This window comes from Roseburia porci (assembly GCF_009695765.1).
GTDB classification, from domain to species: domain Bacteria; phylum Bacillota; class Clostridia; order Lachnospirales; family Lachnospiraceae; genus Roseburia; species Roseburia porci.
Genome location: NZ_VUNI01000010.1, coordinates 18,583 through 44,968, shown reverse-complemented (window position 1 = coordinate 44,968; position 26,386 = coordinate 18,583). Strand labels below are relative to the sequence as shown.

The window sequence follows — 26,386 nt, the reverse complement described above, 5'->3', positions numbered from 1 at the left end:
CTTGTAATTTTTCGTTAAAATAAATATCAGACGTTGAGACTCCTTTCCTGGATGGAAAGGAGCGTCAGATATGACAAATAAATTTTATCGTTTAACTGGGATTCTTATTGTTTTTATGCTTGCGGGACTGACCGCCTGTTCACAAAAGGAAGCTGTACTGGTCCGTCAGGACAGCGAGTCGGAAACAGAAGTATTGGAAAAGAAAGAATTAAAAACAGAGACGGCTGGCAATGAAAATGTCAGCTGTTATGTTTATGTCTGTGGTCAGGTGGCTGCGCCGGGAGTATTTGAGCTTCCTTCTGGAAGCCGTGTGTGCGATGCGATTGAGGCGGCAGGCGGAATGACAGAAGATGCAAGTCCGGAATACTGGAATCTTGCCGGAGAAGTTTCGGATGGAGAAATGATTTATGTTCCGACAACAGAAGAGGCAGAAGAACTTGGAAGAGAGGATCGGAATTCCGGTGAGGCACAGACAACCGCAGAAGGCGTGACCAGTGACGGAAGAATTAATTTGAATACAGCATCCAAAGATCAGCTTATGACGATTCCGGGTGTCGGAGAATCAAAAGCAGACAGTATCATTGCATACAGACAGGAGCAGGGAATGTTTCAGTCGACGGAGGATGTGATGAATATATCTGGAATCAAGGAAGGCATGTACGCAAAAATTAAGGATTATATCTCTGTTGGAGATTAAGTCCACAGTATGATTAAATGAGGTTCAGAAAATGGCAAAAAAAGTTCTTGTAGTTGATGATGAAAAATTGATCGTGAAAGGAATTCGTTTCAGCCTTGAGCAGGACGGAATGGATGTCGACTGCGCATATGATGGAGAAGAAGCGCTTAATATGGCGAAAGAGAATCAGTATGATATGATTCTTCTTGACATCATGCTTCCGAAAATGGATGGTTTTGAAGTGTGCCAGGCAATTCGTGAGTTTTCAGATATGCCGATCGTAATGCTGACAGCAAAAGGTGATGATATGGATAAGATACTTGGCCTTGAGTATGGAGCAGATGATTACATCACGAAACCGTTTAATATTCTTGAGGTGAAAGCAAGGATTAAAGCGATCATGCGCCGTACATCGGGTACAAGAGTCAAAGAAACAAACAGCAATGTAATCGAAAAAGGAGACATCCGATTGGATTGCGAAAGCAGGAGAATGTTTATTCTCGGAAAAGAAGTAAATCTTACAACAAAAGAATTTGATCTGCTTGAGTTACTTATGAAGAACGAAAATAAAGTATACAGCAGAGAAAATCTGCTTAATATGGTGTGGGGATATGAATATCCCGGGGATGTACGCACCGTTGATGTTCATGTCCGGAGATTGAGAGAAAAGATCGAGATCAATCCAAGTGAACCAAAGTACGTACACACAAAATGGGGTGTAGGTTACTATTACAGTCAGAAATAAGAGGAACCCTGTCATGCCAAAAAGCAAACGTTTCATTGAATTTATCAAAAGTTTTAAGTGCCGGCTCATGATTATTTTTATAATTATGGCAATTGTTCCTGGCATAATTCTCAGAGTGGGAATTTTAAAGTCCTACGAATCAAGAGCAGTTTCTATCCGCGAGAGCGAGATTCTGAGTCAGGCAAAGATCCTGACAAATCAGATTGCAACCAGTGATTATATTGATGGAGATGAATCCGATATCATTCATGCACAGATCGAGATGTTGACGACGATCTATGATGGAAGAGTGATCATTGTGAATGACGCGTTTCGTATCATCCATGATACATACAATCTGGATGATGGCAAAACGATCATTTCCGAAGAAGTAATCAAGAGTCTGAATGGACAGGAGATTACAAATGTGGATTCTGAGAATCATTATATTGAGATGGCGATTCCAATCACAGATCCCAATGATAAAAAAAATACAATACTTGGAGTGATGGTTATCAGTGTGTCCACAGACAATATTGAGTTGAACCTCGAATATCTGCGGGTAATCGCTTTGATCATTGAAGTTGTTTTAGGCGTTGCAATCGCATTTTTCGGAATTCTGATTTCACTTCGACTGGTAAAACCATTTCACAAATTATCGGATTCCATTGAGTCAATCCAGACCGGTTATGGGGATGACAGCCTTCAGGTGAATGATTATACAGAGACGATTCAGATCTGCGAGAAGTTTAATGCCATGCTTGGACGTATGAAAGTAATGGATGATTCCAGACAGGAATTTGTATCCAATGTGTCACATGAATTAAAAACACCGATGACATCGATCAAAGTATTGGCGGATTCTTTAAACAGTATGCCGGATGCTCCGGTGGAACTGTATCAGGAATTTATGGAAGATATCACCAATGAGATCGAGCGTGAGACAAAGATCATCAATGATCTTCTTTCGCTTGTAAAAATGGATAAATCTGCGGCTGATCTGAATATCACTACCGTGAATATCAATGAACTTTTAGAGCAGATATTAAAACGGTTACAGCCAATTGCAGACAAGCAGAAGGTGGAACTTGTTTTGGAAAGCTTCCGGCCGGTAAGTGCAGAGGTTGATGAAGTGAAGATTACACTTGCATTTACCAATTTGATCGAAAATGCGATCAAGTATAACAAAAATGATGGAGAGGGCTGGGTCCATGTTTCTTTAAATGCGGATCATCAGTATTTCTATCTCAAAGTAGAAGATTCCGGAATTGGAATTCCAGAGGAATCGTTAGAGCACATTTACGAAAGATTTTATCGTGTGGATAAATCACATTCGAGAGAGATCGGTGGAACGGGTCTGGGACTTGCGATTACCAGAAATTCGATTCTGATGCATCGTGGTGCAATCAAAGTATATAGTGTGCTGAATGAAGGAACAACTTTTGATGTAAGGATTCCTTTGAATTATATTGCATAGGTGACGTATATGAAAAAAATGATAAGTATAAGTCTGATTCTGGCTATGCTTGTTTCCATGATCCTTGGCGGGTGTGCAGGAAACAAAAAAAGTGGCGGAATACAGCTGTTTTATTTGAATATGGATGTGACCAAGATTGTTCCGGTGGATTATGAACTGAAGGCATCGGATACGGAGGGTCAGATTGAAGAGTTACTGGATAAACTGGCATCTGATCCGGAAGAAAATGATATCCGTAGAGTGATTCCAAAGGATGTTTCGGTTCAGGGATATGATTATAACGGATATCTTTTGACAGTGGATTTCAGTGAGGAATATCATGATATGTCGCCAACAGAGGAAGTGCTTTCGAGGGCTGCGATTGTCCGGACACTGCTTCAGATCAAGGGAATTTCCTACGTGGCATTTACCGTTAATTCCGAGTACCTGCAGGACGCAGAGGGAAAAGTGGTCGGGGGAATGAACAATGAGAGCTTTGTTGAGAACCCTGGAGAACAGATCAACACAAGCCTTACAACGACGCTGACTTTGTATTTTGCTTCATCGGATGGAACACAGCTGGAAAAGGAAAACAGGGTGGTTCACTACAGCTCCAATATCTCTATGGAAAAACTTGTGATGGAACAGCTTTTAGAGGGACCAAAGACCAAAGGACTTCAGTCTGCGATTCCATCGGAGACAAAACTGATCACCATTTCCGTAGTGGATGGAATCTGTTATGTGAATCTGGACGATGCTTTCAAAAACCAGAATGCAGAGATTTCGGAGGCAGTTGTGCTTTATTCGATCGTTGATTCACTGACCGAACTGCAGACGGTCAATAAAGTACAGATTTCCATTAATGGAGATACAAAAGGCAAATGTCGTTATACGTATGATCTTTCCAACATGTATACGGCAGACCAGTCAATTGTGGTACAGGATACGCAGGAGGAGACTTCACAGCCTGAGGCAGGAACGGAGGAAACACAGATCACTACAGGGGGAAAATAGTGAAAAGAAGGCCATTACTCTGTATGGCGAGTGTCTATCTGCTTGGAAATCTGTGGGGAATGGGAAAGCGGATGGAGGCAGTTGTGCTTATGCTGGCCGCGTGTGTTTATTTCATAGGTACGCATACCGAATGGAGACGATGGAAAGGGCGGCTGTTTCTGATCGGAATAGCCGTCTTTTTGTTCCTGATGGCAGCAGAACATGCGGAAAATGAAATAGAATACAAAGATCAGTATCTGTCACAGATGACAGAACAAATGCCGGTTACGGTTCGGGGAACGCTGTACAAAAAAGAGTATAAAAACAAACAATATCTTTATTATCTGACAGACTGTTATGCAGTCATTTCAAAAGGCACCATATCAACGAATGATGTGATTGCCTATCTTCAGACCGATGATTATTCGATCGGTCAGATCCTTATTATTCATGCAAAAGTAAAAATGTTTGACGAAGCCAGAAACGAAGGAAATTTTGATCCGGCCAGTTTCTATGCAAGCCAGAAGATTGATTATGCACTTAAGTCCTGTAGAATTGATCAGGTATACGGAAAGGCTGACCGGTATCGGGAAGGTCTGTATCAGCTGCAAAAACGTATGGAACGGATATTTAAAGAATATCTTTCCAAGAGAGAAGCAGGGACGATTTCGGGAATGATCCTGGGGGATAAGTCGGAGATGGATCAGGAAGTCCGGCAGCTCTATCAGAATGGTGGCATCTCGCATATTCTCGCAATATCAGGGCTTCATGTATCCATGATCGGGCTTACGGTTTATCGCTTTTTAAGGAAAAGAGGAAGAACTTATCTGACAGCCGGAGTGATATCCGTCTTTTTGTTATGGTCCTATGCACAAATGACGGGAAACGGAATATCGGTAAAAAGAGCAGTAGGAATGCTCGCGATATGCCTTTTTGCAGCTGTTGTCGGACGAAGCTATGATCTTCTGACTGCAATGGGAATCCTCGCAGTGATTCTTGTGTGGGAAAATCCATTCCTGTTTGAATATTCCGGATTTATCTTTTCTTTTGGTGCGGTCATGGGAATTGGAATTGTTGGACACAGTATTGCCAAAGCGGAAGAAACAGGTAAAAGAACATGGAAACAGAAGCTAAAAGAAAATTTATTTACCAGCCTTGGAATACAGCTTATGACAGTTCCAATTGTGGCGTGTAATTATTATGAAGTTCCGGTGTATGCGATGCTTTTAAACTTTTTTGTCCTTCCACTGTTAACCTATATGATCCTGTTTGGTATTCTTGGGGGCACATGCGGGATATTGCTTGAAAGTTTAAAGATACCGGTCTACCGGTCGTTATTGGTCAGAGTATTGTTTCTTCCATGCAGTCTTATATTGAAACTGTATGAAGGATTGTGTGGACTGACAGCAAAGCTTCCAAATGCACAATATATCTGTGGAGCACCGGACAAATGGAAGCTGTTTCTTTATTATGCAGTTCTGTTTGGCACAATCCTGTTATGGAACAGAAGAAAGCGGAAAAGAAAGAATCAGATCGTTTTTTCAGGAGGACTTGTAGTGCTGCTTTTTGTGCTTATATTGTCCGGACCACGAAAAGAATGGAAACTTGCGGTACTTGATGTTGGACAGGGAGATGCGATTTTTTTGAGAACCGGAGATGAAACCGGCTGCTTTTTTGACGGGGGGAGCACGAGTGTAAAAGAGGTTGGTAAATATCGTATTCTTCCATTTTTAAAATATAATGGAGAAAAGAAAATATCTTACTGGTTTGTGTCACATGGCGATGAAGATCATATTTCAGGACTGCTGGAAGTGCTTGAGAGCGGTTATCCTGTAGATTATCTTGTGATTTCAGAGGAAATGCCAAAGGATGAGGCGTATGACAAACTCTGCATTGCAGCACAGAATAACCGGACAGAGATCTTGCTGCTTGGTGCCGGAGATACGATACAGATCGGGAATGCCTGTCTGCAAAATATTTTCCCGACAAAGGAATATGCCAAAGGTTGCAATAACGACCGGAATATACTATCGCAGGTGTTGTATTACGAAGAAGGGGATTTTCGTGCGTTGTTTGCAGGAGATCTTCCGGCTACCGGGGAGAAAGTACTGGCAGAACAGGCAGAGCTTACACATGTGCAATTTTTGAAAGCAGTTCATCATGGATCAAAAACATCAAATTCCGGGTTGCTTCTGGAGCAGATCAGACCGGAAATTACGGCTGTTTCGTGCGCCAGGGATAATTCTTACGGTCATCCTGCCAAAGAAACCATACAGCGTCTGAAGGAAGTGAAAAGTTCTGTTTTTTATACAATGAAATCCGGTCAGCTGACGATCCGAAGAGAAGACAAAGAATTTCTGTGTGAAGGATTTGTGGAAGAAAAGATGTCTGCAACTTCTGAATGGTAAAATATATTACAACTGTCTTGACAGTTGTAATGACTGAGAGTATAATGGCAAAAAATGAGTAATAAAAACGGCAAAGACCGGAAAGAGGATAAAAGTGAAAGAGTATTATGATGCCATTATAGTTGGAACCGGAGCAGCCGGACTTTACTGTGCGCTGAACCTTCCAGAAAGAAAAAAGGTTCTTATGATCACAAAGAAAGAAGCTGATCAGTCAGATTCATTTCTGGCGCAGGGCGGAATCTGTATGCTTCGTGGTGAGGAAGATTACGAGGACTATTTTGAAGATACCATGAGAGCAGGTCATTATGAGAATGACAAAAGAGCGGTAGATCTGATGATCAGAAGTTCTAATACAATTATCCGCGATCTTTTGAACCGCGGAGTGACGTTTGCCAGAAATGAAGAAGGTGAACTTGAGTTTACGAGAGAAGGTGCTCATTCGAAGCCAAGAATCCTTTTTTATGAGGATATTACAGGAAAGCAGATCACACAGACGCTTTTGGACCGTGCAAGAGAACGGGATAACATAGAAATCTGTGAGTATATGACGATGGTTGATCTGATCGCGGAGGACAATGTCTGTCAGGGAGTGATTGTGATGGACGAAAAAGATCAGGTTTATCCGGTCTATGCGCCGTATGTCGTATGGGCTTGTGGCGGACTGGGAGGCCTCTATCACAATTCTACGAATTTTCCGCATATTACAGGAGATGCGCTTGGAATTGCACTGAAACACGGAATTGCAGTGGAACATCTGGATTACATACAGATCCATCCTACAACGTTATATTCCAAAAAGCCGGGCCGCAGATTTTTGATTTCCGAATCGGTAAGAGGTGAAGGCGCTTTACTCTATGATAAAAACGGCCAGCGTTTTACAGAAGAACTTCAGCCGAGAGACCTTTTAAGCCAGGCAATTTATAAACAGATGGAGAAAGATGGAACGGATTTTGTCTGGGAGGATATGAGACCTCTTGGAGAAAAGACGATTATGGAACATTTCCCGAATATTTACGAGCGTTGTCTGGAAGAAGGCTTTGACCCGAGAAAGGAGCCGATTCCGGTTGTGCCGGCACAGCATTACTTTATGGGAGGGATTCAGGTTGATCTTGGAAGCAGAACATCCATGAAAGGGCTGTATGCCTGTGGAGAGACCAGCTGCAATGGTGTACATGGCAAGAACCGCCTTGCAAGCAATTCACTTCTGGAATCCATGGTATTTGCAAGAAGAACAGCAGATGATATTATTTTTGGAACCAGACCGGATCATGCACGGATACAGACACCGGACATGAAACAATATGAGAACCGGGAGGAGATACTTTCCGGATATCATCATATGGTGCGGAATGAAATTAAGAAGATGGGAGTAAGAATATGAATACAATAACAATGAAACTGCATGCGGACAAACTGATTCAGATGGCATTGGAGGAAGATATTACGAGTGAAGATGTATCTACCAATGCGGTAATGCCGAAAGCACAGAAGGGAAGCGTGGATCTGATTGCAAAGCAGGATGGAATCATTGCGGGGCTTGATGTGTATGCGAGAACATTTGAACTTCTGGATGAGGATACGCAGATTGAGTTTCAATGTGCAGATGGTGATGCAGTAAAAAAAGGGCAGCTGCTTGCAGTCGTGACCGGAGATATCCGGGTTCTTTTATCCGGTGAACGCGTGGCTTTAAACTATCTGCAGAGAATGAGTGGAATCGCTACCTATACACATGAAGTAGTGGAACTGTTAAAAGGAAGCAGCGTAACACTTCTTGATACCCGAAAAACAACACCGAACTGTCGTATTTTTGAAAAGTATGCAGTGCGTGTCGGTGGAGGTCAGAATCACAGATACAATCTTTCCGATGGCGTTCTTTTAAAGGATAACCACATTGGCGCTGCCGGAAGCGTTACAAAAGCGATTCAGATGGCAAAGGCATACGCACCGTTTGTGCGTAAGATTGAAGTAGAAGTGGAGACTTTAGAGCAGGTGAAAGAGGCTGCAGAAGCTGGCGCAGATATTATTATGCTTGACAATATGACTCCGGATACGATGAAGCAGGCGATAGATCTGATCAACGGCCGTGCAAAGACGGAATGTTCCGGAAATATTACCAGGGAAAATATTAAAAAAATCCGTGAGATTGGTGTGGATTATGTTTCGAGTGGCGCACTTACCCATTCGGCACCGATTCTGGATATTTCCATGAAAAATCTTCATGCAGTGTGAAAGGAAAAGCAGTATGACAATACAAGAGATCCAGCAGGAAATCCTGCGTATGAAAAAAGAACAGAACGTATGCATTTTAGCACATGCGTATCAGGGACAGGAGATCCTTGAAGTGGCGGATTATATGGGAGATTCGTATGGACTGAGTGTTCAGGCTTCTAAAAGCGATGCGTCGGGTGTGATCATGTGCGGGGTTCGTTTTATGGCCGAGACCTGCAAGATATTAAGCCCCAGGAAACGGGTATGGCTTGCCAATCCACAGGCAGGCTGCCCGATGGCAGAACAGATGAGTTTAGAAGAGCTTCGCAGATTAAAAGAGGAACATCCGGGGTATGCGGTAGTTGCATATATTAACACGACTTCAGAACTTAAAACAGAATGTGATGTCTGTGTGACGTCATCGTCGGCAGAAAAGATCTGCAGAGCGTTGGAGCAGGACAAGATTTTATTTATTCCGGACCCGAACCTTGGAAGTTATGTTGCAGACAGGATTCCGGAAAAAAAATTTGCGTTTTACAGAGGAGGCTGTCCAAGGCACCTTGTTGTAACGCCTCAGGATGTGGAGCGGGCAAAGAAAAAACATCCGGACGCTTTGGTACTGGTGCATCCGGAGTGCAGAAAAGAAGTGGTACAGCTGGCAGATTATGTTGGGTCGACAACCGGAATTATGGATTTTGCAAGAAAATCCAAGAGTCAGGAATTTATAATCGGCACGGAGAACAGCATTGTGGAACATCTGCAATTTGAATGTCCGGATAAACAGTTTTATCCGCTTGCAGTACAGCTGACCTGTATGAATATGAAAGTGACAACCCTGATGGATATTTATCATTGCCTGAAAGGTAATGGAGGAGAAGAAATTGTTCTTCCACAGAATATTATGGATGGAGCAGGAAAATGTATTCACCGGATGGTTGAACTTGGCGGTTAAAAAACTGCGGCATGGGATTTTTCATATCTCATGCCGCAGTTTTTTGTGTGAAGTAATGAGTAAATTTACAGGACTTTGCTTAAAAATTCACGAAGTCTTGGATTTTTCGGAGCAGAAAAAATCTGTTCCGGGGTATTTTCTTCCTGAATGATTCCTTCATTGATAAACATCACCCGGTTGGCAACTTCTCTTGCAAACCCCATTTCATGTGTTACAACTACCATTGTCATTCCGGATTCTGCAAGCTCCTGCATAACAGAAAGTACTTCCTTGACCATTTCCGGGTCTAATGCAGAAGTAGGTTCATCAAACAGAATAATGTCCGGATCCATGGCAAGGGAACGGACGATGGCGATGCGCTGTTTCTGCCCTCCCGAGAGCTGGGAAGGATAGGAGGAAGCCTTGTCTTTCAAACCGATACGCTCCAATAATGCAAAAGCCTGTGCTTCGGCTTCACGTTTGGATTTTTTCCCTAATGTGACAGGTGCAAGTGTAATATTTTCAAGAATTGTTTTGTTTGGAAACAGGTTGAACTGCTGAAATACCATCCCGATCTTTTCACGTACATGATTGATATTGACTGTAGGAGAGGTGAGATCGGTTCCCTCAAACAAAACCTGACCGGACGTTGGTGTTTCCAAAAGATTCAGGGAACGTAAAAAAGTGGATTTTCCACAACCGGAAGGTCCGATCAGTGCAAGGACATCGCCACGGCGGATCGTGGTGGAGATGCCCTTTAATACCTCATGGTCTCCAAAAGATTTGTGGAGATCTTTTACTTCCAGGATAATGTCCGGTTCGTTGCCGGAAGAATTGTCTTGTGTTATCTTATCGTTCATTATTTCTTAACTTCCTTTCCAGTATTCCAACAATTTTGCTGAGTCCGACTACCATAACCAGATAGATAATGGCGACAGAGATGAGTGGAATCATGGCCTGGAAGGTTGTACTCCGGATGATATCTCCACCTTTAGTAAGATCCATAAGTCCGATGTATCCACTGATTGAGGTCTCTTTTAACAGACTGATAAATTCATTGCAAAGTGCCGGAAGAATGTTTTTAATAGCCTGAGGCAGAATGATGGAACGCATTGTCTGGCTGTAATTTAATCCAAGACTTCTTCCAGCCTCAAACTGTCCGATATCAACTGCCATAATGCCGGAACGCACAATTTCTGCAACGTAAGCGGCTGAATTTAATCCAAATGCGACAACCGCTACCAGAATTTTGCTTGTATTGATATTGGCAAGTATTACGTAATAAATGATAAGCAGCTGTACCATGACTGGTGTTCCGCGGATGATGGTAAGATACAGGCGGCAGATTCCGTTTAACAGAGGCAGACTGCCGTTTCGGTCATGACTTGTCCGGACGATTGCAATCAGAAAGCCGAACAGGATACCAATGATGATTGCAAAAAGCGTAATGAGAAGTGTATTCCCAAGACCTTTGAGCAGATACTGATAATTGTCATTGTCAATAAAACTCTGTTTGAGCTTATCTGCAAAGCTGAGTCTGGAGTTCTGCGCAGAAGTATCTTTTACAATAATAACCTGTTTCGAGGTGGTGTAGCTTTCTGTAAAATTGACATTTTTTTTGCGCTCTTCTGTAATGGTAAAGCCGGAGGCACCGACATCAACTTTTCCGGAGGTTACAGCAGTAATGATGGAATCAAATGCCATATCTTCAATTTGCAGATCCATGCCAAGCTTATCGCAGACTGCCTGCAAGATGTCGATATCAATACCAACAATCTGTCCATCTGAATAGCTTTCATATGGCGGAAATTCGGCATTGGTACCGATGGTGATTGTACCATTGCTCCGGTCAACATCCTTCTTTTCGTAAGGGGATTTTCCAAGTTCGGATTCTGCACCTACCCAGTTTTTTTCGATGCTTTCGATCGTTCCGTCTGCTTTCAGTTCGTCTAATGCCTGATTGATCTGATCCAGAAGAGTGGTGTTGTCTTTGGAAAGAACGAACGCATAGTCTTCATTCGTAAACTCTTCGTCGAGTATGCGGATGCCATCATTTTGCTCCACAAACTTGATTGCAGGCTGCTCATCGATTACGACACAGTCAATTTTGCCCTGACGGAGCGCCTGGATCGCATCGGCACCTTTGTTGTAACGTTCAACGACGGTTCCGGATCCGTCCTTTTCATAGTCTGTACAATACAGATCTCCGGTCGTGCCAAGCTGCACACCGATCCTCTTTCCGGAAAGATCATCCACAGAGCTGATCGAAGCTGATTCTGTGGAGCTGCTTTGATCTTTTGAAACAGAGCATCCACAGCACATCAGAACAGCAGCTGTGAGAATGAGAATGGATAGAAAAACTTTTTTCATTGGTTTCATAAAATATCTCCTTTTTTGCATAACTATGCAGCGAAAGAAGTATATCACAGATTTGATTTTAAAAAAAGATATTTTATGATAGAATAGTTCCTATGAAGACAATTGATGAAGATATTAAAACAGGACAATTCAAACAGGCATATCTTTTATATGGAGAAGAAGCCTATTTAAAAAAACAGTACAAAGACAAACTGATCCATGCGCTGACAACAGAAGGGGATACGATGAATTTTTCCACGTTTTCCGGGAAAGATATCAATCAGAAAGAGATCATCGATCTGGCGGAAACCCTTCCGCTTTTTGCGGACCGAAGAGTGATATTGATCGAAGGAAGCGGATTTTTCAAAAACCAGGCGGAGGATATTGCATCCTATATGGCGGATGCAGCGCCGTCGGTATGTTTTATTTTTGTGGAAGATGAAGTAGATAAGAGAAATAAGATGTATAAGGCGGTTTCGAAGATTGGTACAGCCGTGGAATTTGGAAAACAAAGCGATGCACTTCTGGAAAAATGGATCGGTGGAAGAATACGCAGGGAAGGTAAAAAGATTACACGGGATGCATTTTTGCTTTTTACCGAAAAGACCGGAACGGATATGGAGAATATTGATAAGGAACTGGAAAAGCTGTTGTGTTATACGCTTGAGAAAGATGTGATCGAGACAGAGGATGTGGAGGCAATCACGACAGAACAGATTTCCAATAAAATATTTGAAATGGTGGATTCGATCGCATTGCACAAACAGTCGCATGCGTTGGAACTTTACTATGATCTGCTGGCGTTAAAAGAGCCGGCAATGCGTATATTGTATCTGATCTCAAGACAGTTTCATATCCTCCTTACAGTAAAACTGATGACCAATCATGGATTTTCCAATAAGGATATTGCAGCGAAAGCTGGATGCCCGGAATGGGCGGTGCGGAAAAATCAGGCCCAGGCAAGAGGATTTCAGGTGGAACAGCTGAAACAGGCACTCAAAGACGGAGTGGATTTGGAGGAGTCCGTGAAGACCGGCCGTATGAATGACCAGATGGCAGTAGAGCTTTTTATTTTAAAATACAGCAGAGAAACAAAAAAAGAACCAACAGCATGACGGTACTGTTGGTTCTTTGTATGTTTAGGGTGATAAAAATAAATTGTTTATGCAGAAATTATGCTACACCGTTTACAAGTTTGGTTAAACGGGAAACTTTTCTTGCTGCATTGTTTTTGTGGTAAACACCTTTAGAGCAAGCACTCTCGATGATAGAAGTAGCGCTCTTTAAAGCAGCTTCAGCAGCAGCTTTGTCTTTTGCAACACAAGCAGCTTCTACTTTCTTAATAGATGTTTTAACCTCAGATCTGATTGCTTTATTTCTAGCAGCCTTTGTCTCTGTTACTAAAATTCTTTTTTTTGCAGATTTAATGTTAGCCAATCTGTACACCTCCAACGTATAATGTATTGTTATTGTTCATGATTGTTACATTAAAGCCGGACACGGACGATTCAATGTAAACATACTAGAATATAATAGGGCAAACATGGCAGGCTGTCAATACATATTTCAAAAAAAATTGGGAATTATAAGAAATACCAAAATAGTGTTCAAGTTGAATTTGAGGGAGGAAAAGGCTATGGGAGATGTATATGAGATAAGAACTGATCTTGCCCTTGAGACACAGGAGAAGATGCAGGAAGAGCATATTGATGTCCGTGGGGTACGCTTTTTAGAAGAGAAGAAGCCGTATGGAATGACGGTAAGCACGGTTGTGATCGAAACAGAGAATGCAGCACATTCTATGGGAAAACCAAAGGGGCGGTATATTACACTGGAAGCAGAAAATCTTTCCGAAGATGATGAGGATTATCACAGAGAGATCTCTATGGAACTTGCAAAGATCATAAGAGGCATTCTGCCGGAAAAAATGGTGAAAAAAGAGAACCTGGAGGATCTGACCGAGGGGATTGAAGTTGCTGTGCTTGTTGTCGGACTTGGTAACCGGGGAGTAACACCGGATGCACTTGGTCCGAGAGTGGTTGACAATATGTTTATCACGCGTCATGTGCTGCAGGAATTTGGAAAGTATGCATTTGGAAATGTGAAAACCGGAAGCATCAGCGGAATTGTTCCGGGCGTGATGGCACAGACAGGAATGGAAACGGTTGAAATCATACGCGGAGTGGTGAAAGAAAGCAAGCCGGATTTCGCGATCGTAATCGATGCGCTTGCAGCAAGAAATACAAGAAGACTTGGAAGAACCATTCAGTTGTCAGATACCGGGATTAACCCGGGAAGCGGGGTTGGAAATCACAGAAATGCGATCAATGAGAAAAGCATCGGAGTTCCGGTGATTTCAGTAGGCGTACCGACAGTTGTGGATGCTGCAACGATTGTAGCCGACGGGATGAGTGCGCTGATCCGCGCAATGGGAGAGTCTGCTACTTTAAAAAATCTCGGAGATAATCTGGATGAGCTCGGAGACAGCGAGAAACAGGAGCTTGCAAGAGAAGTTCTGTCACCGCAGCTGCATGGAATGTTTGTGACACCCAAAAACATTGATGAATCAGTAAAACAGCTGAGTTTTACAATATCAGAGGCTTTGAATATTGCTTTTTTGGGGAATAAGGAGGATGACTGGAACATATAATGCCAGAAGAGGTGATGTTCAGTGAGGATACGTCGAACGGGAAGGAGCATACCCTGGCTTCTTCCTTTTTTATTGATAAATCTGTTGATACTTGGAATACTCGGATATCGTTGGGGCGGTGCGTTTGCCAAAACGGCAAGGACAGACATTGCACTCAAATTTTATAATTCTGTGCTGCGTCTCTATGTTCCACAGCTTGCATCTGCGGATAAGGCAGAAGAAAGTGCGTGTTATCAGGATCTGCTTACCGCTTTTTTACCTGTTTTTTCCTACTTGGAAGAGCAGATCCGTTATGAGACGGGAATGGAAGAACAGATGAAATATGAAAATCTTGCTGTGCAGGAAAATACGGATATCGTACATATGCTGGAAGAAAATGAGACAAAAGTTGCAGGAAATGATGCAAAAGTACCAGACGATGAATTAAATGATGCAAAAAATGAAGAAGTACAAAATACACAGGAGGAGAACGAAAACGCAGAGGTGCAGCAGACGGTTTCTGCGGACGAAAAGCTGGTGACATATTCCATAGATCAGATGAGGGATTTTGATTATCTGCGGCAGACGTTTTACCAGATCGATTCCAGTACAACAACAAACAGTGATCAATTGAATGTGGATAAGCTGTTAGCTGAAAATGTGACAGCGGATAAACAGGCAGCGGGACCGCAGATTCTGATCTATCACACGCATTCGCTGGAGGCGTATGCGGATTCGGCTCCGGGAGATGTTTCACAGACGGTGGTGGGAGTGGGCGATTATCTGACCAGCCTTTTGACGCAGCAGTATGGGTGGTCTGTCCTGCATCACAGGGAAACCTATGATACAGACAGAGATTATGCCTATTCCTGCGCTGCTCCTGCAGTACAGCAGCTTATGGATGATAATCCGTCGATCCAGGTCGTAATTGATCTTCACAGAGACGGAATTGCGGAAACCACACATCTGGTAACGGAACAGAATGGCAAACAAATGGCAAAGATCATGTTTTTTAACGGGCTTTGTTATTCCACTTCGACTGGAACGCTGGCAAGCTACCCCAATCCTTATCTGGATCAGAATCTTGCTTTGTCTTTTCAGATGCAGCTTGCAGCAAATGAGTATTATCCGGATTTTACAAGGAGAATCTATCTGAAAGCATGGCGGTATAATATGCATTTTTGCCCGAAATCAATGCTGATTGAAGTCGGTGCGCAGACCAATACTCTGGAAGAGGCGATGAATGCAATGGAACCGCTTGCGGATATTCTGGATAAAGTGCTTACAGGAACTGCCCGTTAGGGATAATTTTCAATTGAAAAAAGAGGAATTCTACCTTATAATATCTGGGTAGTAAAGAGAATTGAGAGGAAAGATATGTCGATAGATCAGAGTAAAATTCGAAATTTTTGTATTATAGCCCATATTGATCATGGTAAGTCCACACTTGCAGACCGGATCATTGAGAAGACCGGAACACTTACAAGCCGTGAGATGCAGGCACAGGTACTGGATAATATGGATCTGGAACGTGAGCGTGGAATTACAATCAAGTCTCAGGCCGTGCGTATTATTTATACTGCCAAAGACGGTGAAGAATATATCTTTAACCTGATAGACACACCGGGACATGTGGATTTTAACTATGAAGTTTCCCGAAGTCTGGCAGCCTGTGACGGTGCAATCCTTGTAGTGGACGCCGCCCAGGGAGTAGAAGCACAGACGCTTGCGAATGTTTATCTTGCCATGGATCATAATCTGGATGTTATGCCGGTCATTAATAAGATTGATCTTCCAAGTGCCAGACCGGATGAAGTGGCACAGGAGATTGAGGATGTCATCGGGATCGAGGCGATGGACGCACCGAGAATTTCAGCCAAGACCGGACTTAATATTGATGATGTGCTTGAACAGATTGTTGCGAAGATCCCTGCACCTGTGGGCGATCCGAAAGCCCCTTTAAAAGCGCTTATTTTTGATGCAATCTATGATTCATACAAAGGTGTTATTATTTTCTGCCGTGTGATGGAAGGTACGGTAAAAGTCGGAACCAACATCAGGATGATGGCAACCGGTGCACAGGACAATGTAGTGGAAGTCGGATATTTTGGAGCCGGACAGTTTATCCCATGCGACGAACTGAGTGCCGGCATGGTCGGTTATATTGCTGCAAGCATTAAAAATGTCCGTGATACCCGTGTCGGTGATACAGTAACGGAGGTAGAACGCCCATGCGAAGAGGCACTTCCGGGCTACAAAAAAGTAAATCCGATGGTATATTGCGGTCTCTATCCGGCAGACAGTGCCAAATATCCGGATCTTCGGGATGCACTTGAAAAGCTTCAGGTAAATGATGCTTCTCTTCAGTTTGAGCCGGAGACTTCACTTGCACTTGGATTTGGTTTCCGATGCGGATTCCTTGGACTTTTGCATCTGGAGATCATTCAGGAGCGACTGGAAAGGGAATTCAATCTGGATCTTGTAACAACGGCTCCGGGTGTTATCTATAAAGTCCATAAGACGAATGGAGACGTAATTGAACTGACAAACCCGTCGAACCTGCCGGATCCATCTGAGATCGAATACATGGAAGAACCATATGTATCAGCAGAGATTATGGTCACAAGCGATTATGTCGGTGCGATCATGACTCTTTGTCAGGAACGGCGCGGAATCTATAAGAGCATGGATTATATCGAGGCAACACGTGCTCTGATCAAATATGACATGCCTTTAAATGAGATTATTTATGACTTTTTCGATGCATTAAAATCCCGTTCCAGAGGATATGCTTCCTTTGATTATGAAATGAAGGGATATGAGCGTTCAGAACTTGTAAAACTGGACATCCTGATCAATAAGGAAATGGTGGATGCATTGTCCTTTATCGTATTTAAAGAAAGTGCATATGAACGTGGAAGAAAAATGTGCGAGAGATTAAAGGAAGAGATCCCGAGACATTTGTTTGAGATTCCAATCCAGGCTGCTGTTGGCGGCAAGATCATTGCAAGAGAGACCGTCAAAGCTATGCGTAAGGACGTCCTTGCAAAATGTTATGGTGGAGATATTTCACGTAAGAAAAAGCTTCTTGAAAAACAGAAAGAAGGTAAGAAGCGGATGCGTCAGGTCGGCAATGTAGAGATTCCACAGGAAGCATTCATGAGCGTGCTGAAACTGGACGAGGATTAATTTATGGACAGGGAACTTGAATTATATATCCATATTCCGTTTTGTGTGAAAAAATGCAATTATTGTGATTTCCTGTCTTTTTCCTCAGATCAGAAGACACAGGAAGATTATGTAAATGCACTGCTCCGGGAGATTTGTTATTATGGACCTCTCATGAAAGACAGAGTAGTTTCTACGATCTATATCGGAGGTGGAACTCCGTCATGGCTGGCATATGAACGGATGGAAGAAATACTGTCGGCAATATACCAGAATTTCCAGATTGCCCCGGATGCGGAAGTCTCCATGGAATGCAATCCGGGAACCGTGACAAAGGAGTCCCTGCAGAGTTATTTTTCTGCCGGGATCAACCGGCTGTCCATCGGTCTGCAGTCGGCAGATAATGAAGAACTCAGACTTCTTGGAAGAATACATACGTTTGAACAGTTTGTAAAAACGTATGAGATGGCAAGAAACACCGGTTTTAACAATCTGAATGTGGATCTGATCAGCGGGCTTCCGTATCAGAATACGGAAAAATTCATGGATACGCTGCACAAGGTGATCCATTTCCAGCCGGAACATATTTCCGCATACACACTCATCATAGAAAAAGGAACTCCTTTCTATGACCAGTATAAATTTGATGCAGTAAGACAGGAAGCTGGAATGAAGACAGAAGTTCTTCCGACGGAAGATGAGGCATACCGGATCTATAAAATGACACAGCTGACTTTAAAGGAGGCTGGTTATATGCAGTATGAGATCTCAAATTATGCAAAGGCCGGCCATGCCTGCCGGCATAATATCGGATACTGGAAAAGAACGGATTATCTTGGACTTGGACTTGGCGCTTCTTCTCTGATTGATAATGTCCGTTATACCAATACCACAGATCTTTTTACCTATATAAATGAAACGCAGAATATACAGATGAAGGAACTGGAATATGAGGACCGGGACAAAAATCAGAAAAAAGTACTCGGTACAGGCATACATGCAGATGGTCAGCTGTTGGACAGAAAATCCCAGATGGAAGAATTTATGTTTCTGGGACTCAGAATGAATGAGGGCATATCAAGAGAGGAATTCCAGGAGGCTTTTCATACTCCGATCGAAGTTGTCTACCGGAATGTTATCGAGGAATTAAAACAGGAAGAATTGCTGGAAATGCATGCAGGAAGAATCTATCTGACGGAAAAAGGAATGGATCTTTCCAATTATGCAATGGCGAAGTTTTTATTCTGATTTATATCCTGTTTTTATTGAAAAAAATTATTGATTATCGCAGTAAAAAAGCATATAATAACAACTGTTAAATATGAAGGGAGCTGGCAGGAGCCGGCTGAGAGGAAACTGATCCGTTTCGACCTGTAACCTGATTTGGATAATGCCAACGTAGGAGAAGATTATCAGATATAACTGAGAGATGCCCTGCGCATCTCTCTTTTTTAATGATCGAAGTACCTCCGGGCGCTTCGATTATTTTCGTTAAGCGCACATTTTGTTCTGATCGGAATCATACAAAAAGAAGGTGAAAAAATGAAGCAAAACACAAGAAAGATTGCTCTGGCCGGAGTCCTGACAGCAGTAGCAGTAGCTGGAAGCCTTATCAGTTTTCCGATTGCGGGAAGTAAATGCGCACCGGTACAGCATATGGTTAATATTATTGCCGCAGTTATGCTTGGACCGTGGTGGGGAATTGGAATCGCGTTTTGTGCGAGTCTTTTGAGAAATCTCATGGGACTGGGAAGTCTTATGGCTTTTCCGGGAAGCATGATCGGCGCATTCTGCTGTGGCTTGGTTTATGTGAAGTTTAAGAATCTGGCGATGACGTGTACAGCGGAAGCACTTGGAACAGGAATTCTGGGTGGACTGTGTGCGTATCCCGTAGCAAAACTTCTGATGGGCCTTGTACCGGAAGCAGTTACCGTTTATATCATTCCATTTCTGATTTCAACGGTAGCAGGAAGCATACTCGCATTTATCGTAATGGAGATTCTGCAGAAAAATGGTACGCTTGTGAAAATGCAGCAGACCATTCAGATGGAACAGTAACATAGAAAAATCTGTGGACAGATCGGGGGCACCACCTTCTGCCACATAAAAAAATCAGATAAAAGGAAGAAAAGCTGATGAAATTATCTGAAACAGTGAAAAACAGATCACTCAGGCGCCGGTTTGAAAAAGATATTGTACAGGGAAGAAGTCTTGTGTTTCGGACGATTCAATGTGATATTCTGCCGGCATCTGGGAAAACAATTATATATTTATAGTAGAAAAAGATATCAGGAGGAGAATATCACATGAGTAATTACACAACACAGATGGACGCAGCAAGAAAAGGAATTGTTACTCCGGAAATGGAGACAGTTGCCAAAAAGGAAAACATGCCGGTAGAGCAGCTTATGAAACTCGTTGGAGAGGGAAAAGTTGCAATCTGTGCCAACAAACATCATAAGTGTCTGAGCGCAGAAGGTGTAGGAAGCATGCTTCGCACAAAGATTAATGTAAATCTTGGAATTTCAAGAGACTGCAAAGATTATGACATCGAGATGAAAAAAGTTATGAGCGCCGTAGAACTTGGAGCAGAGGCAATCATGGATCTTTCCAGCCATGGAAATACACAGCCATTCCGTCAGAAACTGACAAGTGAATGCCCGGTTATGATCGGAACAGTTCCAATCTATGACAGCGTAATCCATTATCAGCGAGATCTGGCAACACTTACCGCGAAAGACTTTATCGATGTCGTAAGACTGCATGCGGAAGATGGAGTGGATTTTGTAACACTTCATTGTGGAATCACAAGAAAGACCATTGACCAGATTAAAAATCATAAGAGAAAGATGAACATTGTAAGCCGTGGTGGAAGTCTTGTGTTTGCGTGGATGTGCATGACAGGAGAAGAGAATCCGTTTTATGAGTATTATGATGAGATCCTTGATATTTGTGAGGAACATGACGTGACAATTTCTCTTGGAGATGCATGCAGACCTGGATGCCTTGCGGATGCAACCGATGTGTGCCAGATTGAGGAACTGGTTCGTCTGGGCGAGCTTACCAAACGTGCGTGGGCACATAATGTTCAGGTTATGGTTGAAGGACCGGGACATGTTCCGCTTGATCAGGTAGCTGCAAATATGCAGGTACAGAAACAGATCTGCCAGGGTGCACCGTTCTATGTCCTTGGACCGCTTGTTACAGATATTGCACCGGGCTATGATCATATTACAGCTGCAATCGGAGGAGCAGTTGCAGCGATGAGTGGAGCTGCTTTCTTATGTTATGTAACACCTGCAGAACATCTGGCACTTCCAAATGTCGATGATGTAAAACAGGGAATCATTGCTTCGAAAATTGCAGCGCATGCCGCTGATATTGCAAAGGGAGTTCCTGGAGCAAGAGATATTGATGATAAAATGGCAGATGCAAGAAGGGTACTTGACTGGGATGCACAGTATGCATGTGCGCTTGATCCGGAAACCGCCAAAGCAATCCGGGACAGCAGAAAGCCGGAAGACGATCACAGTGATACCTGCAGTATGTGTGGCAAGTTCTGTGCAGTCCGAAGCATGAATAAAGCATTGTCCGGAGAATATATCGATATTTTATAATACAAGGGGCAAAAGGAAAGACCGCCCGGGAGCGTATCAAAAATCGCTTCCGGGCGGTTTTAAATATAAAAAATAAATAAATTTGATATAGGGTGTTGACAAAAAACAGGGGTGGTGCTATCTTAAGTACAGAAAAGATATTAGCACTCCAAACAAATGAGTGCTAACAACTTTTGAAAGCATATTACAGGAACAAAATAGCACCTGTAAGAATTTCACAAACAGGAGTGAGTGAATGGAAAAGGACTACGAAGAATTAGGCGAACGTAAAATTAAAATACTGGATGCCATCATCCGGAACTATCTTGAGACTGGTGAACCGGTCGGATCAAGAACAATTTCGAAATATACGGATTTGAACCTGAGTTCAGCAACGATTCGAAATGAGATGTCCGATCTTGAAGAACTCGGATATATTTTACAGCCTCATACTTCTGCAGGACGTATTCCGTCGGATAAAGGATATCGCTTTTATGTCGATCATCTGATGGAAGAGAAAGACAAACAGGTTACCGAGATGAAGAAGTTTGTCATCGAGAAGACAGAGAAGATGGAACAGGTTTTAAAGCAGGTTGCCAAAATGCTTGCAGCGAATACCAATTATGCGACAATCGTGTCTGCGCCATCATATCATCACAATAAGATCAAGTTCATCCAGCTTTCCAATGTGGATGAAACACAGATCCTTGCAGTCATCGTAATGCAGAGTAATATCGTAAAGAACCGTATGATCTCAGTAGAACAGTCATTAGACAATGAGACATTGCTGAAGCTGAACATTCTATTGAATACAGGATTGAACGGATTGTCCATTCAGGAAATCAATCTTGGAGTGATTGCAAAGTTAAAGGAACAGGCAGGAATCCATAGTACCCTTGTAAGTGACGTGCTGGATGCACTTGCAGAAGCACTCAGTGAAGATGAGGATCTTGAAATCTACACTAGCGGTGCTACAAATATTTTGAAATATCCGGAGTTGTCTGATTCCGAAAAGGTAAGTAATCTGTTGACCACATTTGAGGAAAAAGACCAGTTGGCAAGTCTGGTGTCAGAATCCTTATCCGATGATGAGAACAATGGCATTCAGGTGTATATCGGCAATGAAAGTCCGATCCAGACCATGAAGGATTGCAGCGTTGTTACTGCAACTTATGAATTGGGCGAGGGCGTGAAGGGCACAATTGGAATTGTGGGACCGAAACGTATGGATTACGAAAATGTAGTAGATAATCTGAAGAACCTGAAGGCACAGCTGGATGGTATATTTGATAACTCGAATGAGGATAAATAGAAAGGTGGTAATGAAGTGGCTGAAGAAAAGAAAGACGTTATGGAAGAAGTTCTTGAAGAATTAGAGGATGATGCAGCAGAAGCAAAGAAAGCTGAGGATGCAGAGAAAACCGAAGATACAGATAAGGATACTTCTGAAAAAGACGATAAAACAGAAAAAACCGAAGAAACTTCGGATGAAGATAACAAAAAAGAAAAAGATGGTTTTTTCAAGAAAAAGAAGAAAGACAAAAAAGATGAGCAGATCGAAGATCTGAATGACCGTCTGAAAAGACAGATGGCAGAGTTCGATAATTTCCGTAAACGTACAGAGAAGGAAAAGACCCAGATGTTTGATATGGGTGCGAGAACAATTATCGAGAAGATCCTTCCTGTAGTTGACAATTTTGAGAGAGGTCTTGCAGCGGTATCTGAGGATGAAAAAGAAAGCGCATTTGTAGACGGAATGGATAAAGTTTATAAACAGCTTCTTACAGAACTTGATGCAGCAGGCGTAAAACCAATCGAGGCTGTCGGAAAAGAATTCGATCCGGAATTCCACAATGCAGTTATGCAGGTGGAAAGTGACGAGTATGAGTCCGGTGTGGTAGCACAGGAGCTTCAGAAAGGTTATATGTATAAAGATTCGGTTGTCCGTCACAGCATGGTGGCAGTTGTACAGTAACAGACAATATCGCAGAGCATAAGCTCACGATAGATATATAAACAAGCAAACAAATTCATTGATTTTATATCAGGAGGACAATAAAATGGGAAAAATCATTGGTATTGACTTAGGAACAACAAACAGCTGCGTAGCAGTTATGGAAGGTGGTAAACCTACCGTTATCGCAAACCAGGAAGGTGCAAGAACAACACCATCTGTAGTTGCATTTACAAAAACAGGAGAAAGATTAGTTGGTGAACCTGCAAAACGTCAGGCAGTTACCAATGCAGAGAAGACAATTTCTTCCATCAAGAGACATATGGGCTCTGATTACAAAGTAACAATTGATGACAAACAGTATTCTCCACAGCAGATTTCTGCAATGGTTTTACAGAAATTAAAAGCAGATGCAGAAGGATATTTAGGAGAAAAGGTTACAGAGGCAGTTATCACAGTACCTGCTTACTTCAATGATGCTCAGCGTCAGGCAACAAAAGATGCAGGTAAGATTGCAGGACTGGATGTAAAACGTATCATCAACGAGCCTACAGCAGCAGCATTAGCTTATGGACTTGACAATGAGAAAGAGCAGAAGATCATGGTATATGACCTTGGTGGTGGTACATTCGATGTATCTATTATCGAGATCGGTGATGGCGTCATTGAAGTATTATCTACAAACGGTGATACACACCTTGGTGGTGATGACTTCGATAACAAGATCACACAGTGGATGATCGATGAGTTCAAGAAAGCAGAGGGTGTTGACCTTTCTACAGACAAGATGGCACTTCAGAGATTAAAAGAAGCTGCTGAGAAAGCTAAGAAAGAGTTATCATCAGCTACAACAACAAATATCAACTTACCATTCATCACAGCAACAGCAGAAGGTCCAAAACATTTCGATATGAACCTTACAAGAGCAAAATTTGATGAATTAACACATGATCTTGTTGAGAGAACAGCAATCCCGGTTCAGAACGCAATGAAAGATGCTGGTCTTACAAATGCAGATCTTGGCCAGGTATTATTAGTTGGTGGTTCTACACGTATTCCGGCAGTACAGGATAAAGTAAAACAGCTGACAGGAAAAGAGCCAAGCAAATCATTAAACCCGGATGAATGTGTTGCACTTGGTGCTTCTATCCAGGGTGGTAAATTAGCAGGAGATGCCGGTGCTGGTGAAATCTTACTGTTAGATGTAACTCCATTATCATTATCTATCGAGACAATGGGTGGTGTTGCTACAAGACTGATCGAGAGAAATACAACAATTCCTACAAAGAAGAGCCAGATTTTCTCTACAGCAGCAGATAACCAGACAGCAGTTGACATCAACGTAGTACAGGGTGAGAGACAGTTTGCCCGTGATAACAAATCACTTGGACAGTTCCGTCTGGATGGTATCCCACCAGCACGTCGTGGTGTTCCACAGATCGAGGTTACATTTGATATCGATGCAAACGGTATTGTAAATGTATCTGCAAAAGATTTGGGAACAGGAAAAGAGCAGCATATTACAATTACATCCGGATCAAATATGTCAGATGATGAGATTGATAAGGCTGTAAAAGAAGCTGCAGAATTTGAAGCTCAGGATAAGAAGAGAAAAGAAGCAATCGATGCAAGAAACGATGCTGATGCATTCGTATTCCAGACACAGCAGGCATTAGATCAGGTTGGAGACGGAATTGATGCAGCTGATAAATCAGCAGTAGAAGCTGATATCAATGCAGTAAAAGCGATCTTAGATGCACATCCGGAAGCTGAGCAGATGACAGATGCAGACATTGCAGAGTTAAAAGCAGCTCAGGAGAAATTAACACAGAGTGCTCAGAAAGTTTTTGCAAAAATGTATGAGCAGACACAGGCTGCCCAGGGAGCTCAGGGCGCAGCAGGTGCAGGTCCGGATATGAGCAATATGGGCGGAGCAGGCCAGAGTGCAAACACAAATGGTTCCGCTGACGATGACGTAATTGACGCAGACTTCAAAGAAGTTTAATCTTAGCGTAAAAGAATCTGAATACCCGGTAAGTTTTGGCTTGCCGGGTTTTCGGTGTTTAGAATGTTAGAGTAGAAAAGGTAATGTTATGGCAGAGAAAAGAGATTATTATGAGGTGCTTGGTGTTCCCAAGACTGCGACGGATGCAGAGATAAAGAAGGCTTTCCGAGTTCTTGCGAAAAAGTATCATCCGGATATGCATCCAGGAGATAAAGAATGCGAAGAAAAATTTAAAGAGGCGCAGGAAGCATATGCAGTATTAAGCGATGCAGACAAGAGACGTCAGTATGACCAGTTTGGTCATGCAGCTTTTGACGGAGGCGCTGGAGGAGCCGGAGGCTTCGATTTCTCAGGAATGGACATGGGCGACATTTTTGGTGATATTTTTGGTGATTTCTTCGGTGGCGGTTCAAGAAGATCTGCAAATAATGGACCGATGAAGGGCGCAAATATCCGTCTGAGTATCCGTATCAGTTTTGAAGAGGCTGTTTTTGGATGCGAGAAAGAACTGGAATTTAATTATAAAGAAGAATGTGCAACCTGTCATGGAACAGGTGCAAAACCGGGAACAAGTCCGGAAACATGTACGAAATGTGGCGGTAAAGGAAAAGTTGTTTATTCCCAGCAGTCATTATTCGGAATGGTTCAGAATGTACAGACCTGTCCGGAATGTAACGGAACCGGTAAGGTTGTAAAAGAGAAGTGCGCATCCTGCCGTGGAACCGGATATATTACGAAAAAGGTACGTAAAAAAGTTGAGATCCCGGCTGGTATCGATAATGGACAGTGCGTAAGAGTACGTGATTATGGTGAACCTGGAACAAATGGCGGACCAAGAGGAGATCTTCTTGTAGAAGTGATTGTTTCCAGCAATCCGGCTTTCCAGAGACAGGATATGAATATTTATTCAAATGTTTCAATCTCATTTGCAATTGCGGCACTTGGTGGAGACATCCGGATCAAGACAGTGGATGGTGATATTATTTCTTCTGTTGCACCTGGAACCCAGACAGGAACAAGAATCCGTCTGAAAGGAAAAGGTGTTCCATCTCTGCGCAATAAAGCTGTACGCGGAGATCATTATGTAACACTGATCGTACAGACACCTACAGGACTCAGCAAAGATGCGAAAGAAGCACTTCGCCAGTTTGATGCACTGACCGGAGATTCATTAAATAAAGAGAATGGAGCAACCGCTCCAAAAGCTAAGAATGAAAAGAAAAAAGGCTTTATGGGCAAACTGAAAGAGTCATTGGACGACCTGTAAAAGAAATGAAAGA

23 protein-coding genes and 1 riboswitch are annotated in these 26,386 nt (G+C 42.6%); of the genes, 20 read left to right on the top strand and 3 right to left on the bottom strand.

Features of this window, described 5'->3' with window-relative positions:
- Positions 1 to 70: 70 nt before the first annotated feature.
- The 8 genes from FYJ75_RS07380 to nadA all read left to right on the top strand — a co-directional run bounded on the left by FYJ75_RS07380 (position 71) and on the right by nadA (position 9,417).
- Positions 71 to 697, top strand: coding sequence for a ComEA family DNA-binding protein (locus FYJ75_RS07380; RefSeq protein WP_154429818.1), 627 nt, complete (start codon positions 71 to 73; stop codon positions 695 to 697).
- A gap of 31 nt (positions 698 to 728) precedes the next feature.
- Positions 729 to 1,421: a response regulator transcription factor gene (locus FYJ75_RS07375; protein WP_154429817.1), complete on the top strand. Its 693-nt coding sequence runs from the start codon at positions 729 to 731 to the stop codon at positions 1,419 to 1,421.
- A 13-nt stretch (positions 1,422 to 1,434) separates the two neighbouring features.
- Positions 1,435 to 2,877, top strand: coding sequence for a sensor histidine kinase (locus FYJ75_RS07370; RefSeq protein WP_154429816.1), 1,443 nt, complete (start codon positions 1,435 to 1,437; stop codon positions 2,875 to 2,877).
- A gap of 9 nt (positions 2,878 to 2,886) precedes the next feature.
- Positions 2,887 to 3,870: a GerMN domain-containing protein gene (locus FYJ75_RS07365; RefSeq protein WP_154429815.1), complete on the top strand. Its 984-nt coding sequence runs from the start codon at positions 2,887 to 2,889 to the stop codon at positions 3,868 to 3,870.
- The gene (locus FYJ75_RS07360) at positions 3,870 to 6,257 is read left to right on the top strand and encodes a DNA internalization-related competence protein ComEC/Rec2 (protein ID WP_154429814.1); all 2,388 of its coding nucleotides are present in this window, start codon (positions 3,870 to 3,872) and stop codon (positions 6,255 to 6,257) included. The genes FYJ75_RS07365 and FYJ75_RS07360 overlap by 1 nt, the downstream gene beginning before the upstream one ends.
- A gap of 94 nt (positions 6,258 to 6,351) precedes the next feature.
- On the top strand, positions 6,352 to 7,638 hold the full coding sequence (locus FYJ75_RS07355) for an L-aspartate oxidase (RefSeq protein ID WP_328596886.1): 1,287 nt from the start codon (positions 6,352 to 6,354) through the stop codon (positions 7,636 to 7,638).
- Entirely contained in the window at positions 7,635 to 8,486 is an 852-nt protein-coding gene (nadC, locus tag FYJ75_RS07350; RefSeq protein WP_154429813.1) for a carboxylating nicotinate-nucleotide diphosphorylase, read from the top strand. The genes FYJ75_RS07355 and nadC overlap by 4 nt, the downstream gene beginning before the upstream one ends.
- Positions 8,487 to 8,499: 13 nt before the next feature.
- Complete coding sequence (gene nadA / locus FYJ75_RS07345; protein WP_154429812.1) at positions 8,500 to 9,417, top strand: quinolinate synthase NadA; 918 nt, start codon at positions 8,500 to 8,502, stop codon at positions 9,415 to 9,417.
- 65 nt (positions 9,418 to 9,482) lie between these two features.
- Here the strand turns inward: nadA and FYJ75_RS07340 are convergent, their stop codons facing one another.
- Together FYJ75_RS07340 and FYJ75_RS07335 are read right to left on the bottom strand one after the other, a co-directional pair.
- On the bottom strand, positions 9,483 to 10,256 hold the full coding sequence (locus FYJ75_RS07340) for an amino acid ABC transporter ATP-binding protein (RefSeq protein ID WP_154429811.1): 774 nt from the start codon (positions 10,254 to 10,256) through the stop codon (positions 9,483 to 9,485).
- Positions 10,246 to 11,775, bottom strand: coding sequence for an ABC transporter substrate-binding protein/permease (locus FYJ75_RS07335; protein WP_154429810.1), 1,530 nt, complete (start codon positions 11,773 to 11,775; stop codon positions 10,246 to 10,248). The genes FYJ75_RS07340 and FYJ75_RS07335 overlap by 11 nt, the downstream gene beginning before the upstream one ends.
- Before the next feature lie 92 nt (positions 11,776 to 11,867).
- Between FYJ75_RS07335 and holA the strand changes: the two genes are divergently transcribed.
- Positions 11,868 to 12,869: a DNA polymerase III subunit delta gene (holA, locus tag FYJ75_RS07330; RefSeq protein WP_154429809.1), complete on the top strand. Its 1,002-nt coding sequence runs from the start codon at positions 11,868 to 11,870 to the stop codon at positions 12,867 to 12,869.
- A gap of 58 nt (positions 12,870 to 12,927) precedes the next feature.
- Here holA and rpsT read toward each other — a convergent pair whose 3' ends face one another.
- Positions 12,928 to 13,191, bottom strand: a complete 264-nt coding sequence (gene rpsT, locus FYJ75_RS07325; protein WP_154429808.1) for a 30S ribosomal protein S20 — start codon at positions 13,189 to 13,191, stop codon at positions 12,928 to 12,930.
- Positions 13,192 to 13,390: 199 nt separating this feature from the next.
- Between rpsT and gpr the strand changes: the two genes are divergently transcribed.
- The 11 genes from gpr to dnaJ all read left to right on the top strand — a co-directional run bounded on the left by gpr (position 13,391) and on the right by dnaJ (position 26,373).
- A complete protein-coding gene (gpr, locus tag FYJ75_RS07320) occupies positions 13,391 to 14,404 on the top strand; it encodes a GPR endopeptidase (RefSeq protein WP_154429807.1) in 1,014 nt (337 codons plus the stop codon).
- A 21-nt stretch (positions 14,405 to 14,425) separates the two neighbouring features.
- On the top strand, positions 14,426 to 15,685 hold the full coding sequence (spoIIP, locus tag FYJ75_RS07315) for a stage II sporulation protein P (protein WP_328596885.1): 1,260 nt from the start codon (positions 14,426 to 14,428) through the stop codon (positions 15,683 to 15,685).
- Positions 15,686 to 15,760: 75 nt separating this feature from the next.
- Positions 15,761 to 17,572, top strand: coding sequence for a translation elongation factor 4 (gene lepA / locus FYJ75_RS07310; RefSeq protein WP_154429806.1), 1,812 nt, complete (start codon positions 15,761 to 15,763; stop codon positions 17,570 to 17,572).
- A 3-nt stretch (positions 17,573 to 17,575) separates the two neighbouring features.
- Positions 17,576 to 18,799 (top strand): radical SAM family heme chaperone HemW, encoded by a 1,224-nt coding sequence (gene hemW / locus FYJ75_RS07305; RefSeq protein ID WP_154429805.1) that lies wholly within the window; start codon positions 17,576 to 17,578, stop codon positions 18,797 to 18,799.
- Positions 18,800 to 18,865: 66 nt separating this feature from the next.
- Positions 18,866 to 18,973: riboswitch (TPP riboswitch) on the top strand.
- A 120-nt stretch (positions 18,974 to 19,093) separates the two neighbouring features.
- Positions 19,094 to 19,609 (top strand): energy coupling factor transporter S component ThiW, encoded by a 516-nt coding sequence (thiW, locus tag FYJ75_RS07300; protein ID WP_154429804.1) that lies wholly within the window; start codon positions 19,094 to 19,096, stop codon positions 19,607 to 19,609.
- Between the two features lie 77 nt (positions 19,610 to 19,686).
- Entirely contained in the window at positions 19,687 to 19,827 is a 141-nt protein-coding gene (locus tag FYJ75_RS07295; protein ID WP_154429803.1) for a hypothetical protein, read from the top strand.
- Positions 19,828 to 19,857: 30 nt separating this feature from the next.
- On the top strand, positions 19,858 to 21,168 hold the full coding sequence (thiC, locus tag FYJ75_RS07290; RefSeq protein WP_154429802.1) for a phosphomethylpyrimidine synthase ThiC: 1,311 nt from the start codon (positions 19,858 to 19,860) through the stop codon (positions 21,166 to 21,168).
- A 235-nt stretch (positions 21,169 to 21,403) separates the two neighbouring features.
- Positions 21,404 to 22,459 carry a heat-inducible transcriptional repressor HrcA gene (gene hrcA / locus FYJ75_RS07285; protein WP_154429801.1) on the top strand — a complete coding sequence of 352 codons (1,056 nt, stop codon included), beginning with the start codon at positions 21,404 to 21,406 and terminating at the stop codon, positions 22,457 to 22,459.
- A gap of 15 nt (positions 22,460 to 22,474) precedes the next feature.
- The gene (grpE, locus tag FYJ75_RS07280) at positions 22,475 to 23,122 is read left to right on the top strand and encodes a nucleotide exchange factor GrpE (protein ID WP_328596884.1); all 648 of its coding nucleotides are present in this window, start codon (positions 22,475 to 22,477) and stop codon (positions 23,120 to 23,122) included.
- A gap of 85 nt (positions 23,123 to 23,207) precedes the next feature.
- The gene (dnaK, locus tag FYJ75_RS07275; RefSeq protein WP_154429800.1) at positions 23,208 to 25,106 is read left to right on the top strand and encodes a molecular chaperone DnaK; all 1,899 of its coding nucleotides are present in this window, start codon (positions 23,208 to 23,210) and stop codon (positions 25,104 to 25,106) included.
- 88 nt (positions 25,107 to 25,194) lie between these two features.
- Complete coding sequence (gene dnaJ, locus FYJ75_RS07270; RefSeq protein ID WP_154429799.1) at positions 25,195 to 26,373, top strand: molecular chaperone DnaJ; 1,179 nt, start codon at positions 25,195 to 25,197, stop codon at positions 26,371 to 26,373.
- The last annotated feature ends 13 nt before the right edge of the window (positions 26,374 to 26,386 follow it).